This is a genomic window from uncultured Ruminococcus sp. (assembly GCF_946415235.1).
Classification (GTDB): Bacteria; Bacillota; Clostridia; order Oscillospirales; family Ruminococcaceae; genus Ruminococcus.
Genome location: NZ_CAMKRR010000163.1, coordinates 1 through 3,707, shown reverse-complemented (window position 1 = coordinate 3,707; position 3,707 = coordinate 1). Strand labels below are relative to the sequence as shown.

The following is a 3,707-nucleotide window of genomic DNA, read 5'->3' as shown; positions in this document are numbered from 1 at the left end:
CCTTTTTCATAGGATCGGTACTGTTAATAGCACACCAGTGACAATAACCGCTGTAAAGATCAGCCGTGGAGCATTCCAGTGAAGGATCAAATTTTACAAACTGTTCGTCCTCTAAGAAGCCGATAATGTTGCTGCTGTCCTTCATGCTGTTCCTGAGATTTTCTGCTGTCCTTTCGCTGATAGTAAAGCTGAAATTATTATCCATAAGTCTCCGCAGACCTTCAAGTGACCACAGAAGTATTCCTTCCTTTTCGGAAATAAATTTCTCCACAAGGAAAGGATCATCAACTCGGTTTTCGGGTTTGGGCTTCGTTGTAATAATTATCTGCCTGCGGAAGAAACCGTCGGACTTGTCCGTTAGAGATTTCAGCGAACCGTTTCCGAATGACATAAGTTTTGCATAGATATTTGCTGAGTATGGCTGTATGCCTTTCTTCTCGATAAGAATTTTGCCTTCGTTGGTGATTATTGTTTTCAGTACGTTTGTCTCGGAAAGCTTTTCCATTATCATATCGTCGTCAAGGAAAAGATATGCGTTCTCAAGTGCGGCTCGGGCGAAACGGTTGGTTTCAAGAGTATACAGATTCCCCGTGGACATTGTCCTGCCGTAAATGTTTTTCAGCAAAACTCCGATACGGCTCTTGCCCTCTCCGCCGTTGCCTATCATAGTCAGCATCTTCTGTGCTTTTGTACTCGGTATAAGAAGATATCCGAACCATTCCTGTAACGTGAGAATGTCCTCAGGTATCAGAAGCTCCGACAAGAATGACAGGAACTTCTCGGGCGGAGCTGCATTAGGATTGTAGCTGTTATTGATACGTCCGAAGCAGAATTTTTTCTCGTAAGTGAACTCGCCCGTCTTAGCATTCAGCGTTCCATTTAATAGGTGAATCTCGTTCATGTCGGGAACTATTTCCTCGGAATGTGCGTCCAGTTTCAACGCCTGACACAGCTGCTTTACCTTGCCTGCAACTCCCTTCTGAATATACGGTTTCAGCTTATCATAGATAAGCTTTTCAATATAGATATCCTCGATAACTCCGTCAAAGCCGATGAATTGATTATTGATACAGATTATCCTGTGCTCGGATAAAAATTCCTCGCAGAAGATTATCTCATTTACGCTCTTATCATCGAGCCAAACAGGAGCGGTTTCCATAATATTCTCTGACTCTCTTTCCTGCACGTTCCAATACCTCCTTCCTGTTCTCGATAAAGTCTTTCCGCTCTTCCTGCGTTCCGCTGATGAAAATATTACAGTAATTCTCATATTCATCCTGATTGTTCAGACTTTCTACAAACAGCGGACTGGGCTCTTCTCCCTGCGTTTGCGGAGCATATTCTTCCCGGAATCTGCACAGCAAATGATAATAGTCCGACAATACACGGAAGGCTTTGCCCTCTTTCTCGCGCTGGGTTTCCCTCTGTATCACAGGCTTTATGAATGGTTCTTTGCTGCTGTGTACGATACCGAAGGCAGAGCAAAGCTGCTTTGCAGCTTCGTACTGTGACAGTCCCATTACCTGAGCCGCAAATGCTACTGCATCTCCATGAGCTCCGCAGCCAAAGCAGTAATAGTGGTCGTCGTAAAGCTTCATTGACGGATTTTTGTCGTCATGGAAGATACAGTTTATAATTCCTCTGCGGGTGTCGATACTGTACAGCTCCGCAACCTGCTGCATGGTAACGCTTTCACGAACCTTTTCAAATATGTTCATGCAGCATCACCGCCCTCGGGTTCATAATGTCCGAAAACAGCTTTCATAAGAGCTTCTTCGGAAATGAGGTACTTCTTGCCAGCCTTGAAACAGGGCAGGTCTCCCGAAATACACATCTGCCTGATGCGGTATTCCGTCAGTCCCTCGATAAGCTTCGCCGCCTCTTTGATTGTAAGCACTTTTCTTTTTGGTGTAGTCATTTTCATGACCTCCTTTTAATAAGATCAGCATTGCTGCTGACATACGCTTTTTAAAAGCTGTATGTATATATAGGCGGAAAAGGGGACTTTTTAAACGGAAAACCGTTTAATATAAGAAAAATAATTTTCAACTTTGTAGCATTGTACAATTATGGACTCCATTTTCCAGTGACATGATGTGAAATATTCTGTTTTCAAGTTTCTTCTGCAACGCTGCAATCCCATTATAGCTAACCCAAACAGCAAAGTCAATAGATGTGATAGGCATACTCTATTTACAACTATTTCACATCTATTCTGGCATATACTCTACTTTTTCATATGTAACATCTATTTTTTGAAATTCGTCTCTTAAACGGCTTAATTGCGCCTATTTTTATTTTTCTTTTGTAAAATCCAGCATCTAAAAAAAGTCCCTACTAACAAAAACTGACAGAAAAAATTTTTTGATGTAATTCTTCTGAGTTGACTATATATAGTAGATGTGATACAATGAATAAAACAACTGCTAAAGGAGAATTGACATGACAGCTTTTTCAGCGTATTTTAACGGGAATACCGTATACATAAACGGAAAAAAGAAATATGTACTGGGCGAGATACTTGAAAAGATACTCGATAAGCGTTACCGTGAGCTCGATAAGCTCTATTCGGAATGCAGACGATATGAAGTTATACTGCATTATCCCGAAGATATGCGCGAAGCTAATGAAAGTGAAGAACTGTTTCAGGGAGCGATCTCTTTCTATGATAAAATTGAGCAGATGATAGCGAATACTCCTCCGTATAGCTCTATGGATATACAGCGTGATACTCTGCGGACGATACTCAATGAGCATAGCTGGGCATTTGAAGAAGATGAGCTTGATGACATTGATACAGAAGAGCATTATCATTTCTATGTACGTATTGGCTCAGGTGATATGGAAGATTCAGAACTTCTCAGGGATATCTACATACTTAACGATCAGTTAAAGGCCTTTGCGGCAGAAATGCGTACCTTCATAGAAGATATCCTCAGGGTAAAGCGCACCTTTGAGCAATTCTTAGAGAAGATCCACAGTGAAAGCCGATATCTTGATAACAACGAAACAGCACAGGTTCTTGCCGACTTTAACAACACTCCTAAAAACAGACTCTATCCGTATGAAAGATTAGAGCCTTCAGGGAATATGCAGTTATCCTATAAGGTTCTGAGGCAAAGAAAAGCCTCCGAGCTGTGTCAGCACTATACTTTCACAACGCTCGGAGGCTATCTGTATATTGAATTGTTCAAAGGACTGGAATCACATTATCTTCCCAAGAAATGCGGTTACTGCGAAAAATACTTCCTTCTCACAGCAGGTCTTTTCTCTGACTACTGCACAAGAGAGATCGAAGGTATGAACGGCAGGATATGCCGTGATATGGGACACAGAAAGAAATACGCTGATAAGGTTAAAACAAATCCTTACTGGAATGTTTACAGCAAGGCTTACAAGCAACACTATGCCCGTTATCTCAAAAAGAAGATGACGCAGGCTGAATTTGCTGAATGGGCAGATTATGCTCTTGAGCTCAGGGATAAGGCTGAAAACGGCGAGATAGATTTGGAGGTGTACAGAGAGAAGGTAAGGAAGTAGGTTGTTAATTCGAGTCTATTCTCCCTGTGAGTGGGTAAATCATAATTATTGTATCATACAAGTTTTTTGATGTCAATGTACAACTACTGCGACGATGCAGAGCCATTTTCAGGAGTCAATCCCAAATTCTGTGTAAACGAGAAATAGTGCCATAAAAGAGTATATGA

General features: G+C 41.5%; 4 protein-coding genes. 1 reads left to right on the top strand and 3 read right to left on the bottom strand.

Going from position 1 to position 3,707, the window contains the following annotated elements; genetic code table 11:
• The 3 genes from Q0R37_RS15380 to Q0R37_RS15370 all read right to left on the bottom strand — a co-directional run.
• Nucleotides 1-1,186, bottom strand: a 1,186-nt coding sequence (locus tag Q0R37_RS15380) for a phage/plasmid primase, P4 family (protein ID WP_294755485.1), incomplete at its 3' end; no start/stop codon positions are given.
• Nucleotides 1,131-1,718, bottom strand: a complete 588-nt coding sequence (locus Q0R37_RS15375) for a CHC2 zinc finger domain-containing protein (RefSeq protein WP_294755483.1) — start codon at nucleotides 1,716-1,718, stop codon at nucleotides 1,131-1,133. The genes Q0R37_RS15375 and Q0R37_RS15380, both read right to left, overlap by 56 nt.
• Nucleotides 1,715-1,918, bottom strand: coding sequence for a helix-turn-helix domain-containing protein (locus Q0R37_RS15370; RefSeq protein ID WP_242940092.1), 204 nt, complete (start codon nucleotides 1,916-1,918; stop codon nucleotides 1,715-1,717). Before Q0R37_RS15370 ends, Q0R37_RS15375 begins: the two co-directional genes overlap by 4 nt.
• 524 nt (nucleotides 1,919-2,442) lie before the next feature.
• Here Q0R37_RS15370 and Q0R37_RS15365 point away from each other — a divergent pair.
• On the top strand, nucleotides 2,443-3,540 hold the full coding sequence (locus Q0R37_RS15365) for a DUF6076 domain-containing protein (protein ID WP_294755481.1): 1,098 nt from the start codon (nucleotides 2,443-2,445) through the stop codon (nucleotides 3,538-3,540).
• Nucleotides 3,541-3,707 lie beyond the last annotated feature (167 nt).

Bases quoted from the DNA above. Each gene is read 5' to 3' on its own strand.
- Q0R37_RS15375 (WP_294755483.1), bottom strand. From the start codon at position 1,718: ATGAACATATTTGAAAAGGTTCGTGAAAGCGTTACCATGCAGCAGGTT.
- Q0R37_RS15370 (WP_242940092.1), bottom strand. From the start codon at position 1,918: ATGACTACACCAAAAAGAAAAGTGCTTACAATCAAAGAGGCGGCGAAG.
- Q0R37_RS15365 (WP_294755481.1), top strand. From the start codon at position 2,443: ATGACAGCTTTTTCAGCGTATTTTAACGGGAATACCGTATACATAAAC.